The sequence below is a fragment of the Paenibacillus sp. P4_A7 genome (assembly GCF_056402455.1).
In genome coordinates, this window is record NZ_JBFUHJ010000788.1 from 1 (window position 1) to 1,218 (window position 1,218).

Consider the following 1,218-nt stretch of genomic DNA (forward strand, 5'->3'; position numbering starts at 1 on the left):
CCTCATACTTTAGCTGGCTATTTAAACAGGAGACAGGCCAAACCTTTACATACTACCTCACTCAATTCCGAATCAGTATAGCGAAGGATTTGTTGAAACAGGACAAACATAAGGTATATGAAGTGGCTCAATTCGTTGGCTACAATGATTATAGACATTTCTGCAAAATGTTCAAGAAATTCGAGGGTATCTCGCCTAAAGATTTCAAGCAAAGAGGAAAGTAATTAGGTCATGAGAATGATTGAGATATACGCACCGTGTTTTGCAAAGGGTTCGAAGGCAAACACCTCTAGGATTGAGGAAGGTGTTTGTCTTATTTTTATTTAAGCATGATTAAATAGTGTCAGCGTTCTAATAACTAAAATAACGACACAAAATCCAATTTGGACAGCATATTTAATTGAAGCGTTTTCATTTATATTTGGTTTAGGGGTAAGTAGTGCTAAAGAAGGGGGCGGTGATATTGATAAATAGTTTAAATAAACAAAAAACGTTATATTTGATGCTGTTGCCGTGTGTAATCTATTTGATTATATTCAGCTATGCCCCAATGTACGGAATTGTTCTCGCTTTTAAGGATTTCAATATGTTAAAGGGCATAATAAATAGTCCTTGGGTGGGATTCAAACATTTTGAGGCCTTATTCGCAGATTCTTACTTTCAGACTGTCACTTGGAATACTTTGAAAATTAGCTTAATGCGACTGTTGTTTGGATTTCCGGTTCCAATCATTCTAGCTTTATTACTTAATGAAGTAAGAATTAATAAGTTTAAACGTACTATACAAACCATCATATATTTACCCCATTTCATATCTTGGATCATTATTGCGGGAATTTTGAAAGTTTTTCTTACAACGGATGGTGGAATAGTCAATCACGTCATTATGCTATTTGGATTTGAACCTGTCCCTTTTTTAACTAGTAATACCTATTTTATTCCTATGTTAATAGTGTCAGACATTCTTAAGGAGGCGGGATGGGGAACAATCATCTATTTGGCGGCCCTTGCTGGAGTAGATCCTGAGCAGTATGAGGCAGCGATGATTGATGGGGCGAATCGCTGGAAGAGATTAATCTACATTACACTACCTGGTATATCGGTTGCGATAAGTATTATGTTGATTCTAAGCTTAAGTGGTATTTTGAATGCCGGCTTCGATCAGATCTTTAACCTTTATAGCCCGCTTGTCTATGAAACAGCAGATATAATCGATAC

The 1,218-nt window shown here is 36.3% G+C and carries 2 protein-coding genes; both read left to right on the forward strand.

Features of this window, described 5'->3' with window-relative positions; translation table 11 throughout:
• A partial coding sequence (locus AC1DWN_RS34005; protein ID WP_477563225.1) for a helix-turn-helix domain-containing protein occupies positions 1-224 on the forward strand: 224 nt, incomplete at its 5' end.
• Positions 225-463: 239 nt separating this feature from the next.
• A partial coding sequence (locus tag AC1DWN_RS34010) for an ABC transporter permease (RefSeq protein ID WP_477563226.1) occupies positions 464-1,218 on the forward strand: 755 nt, incomplete at its 3' end.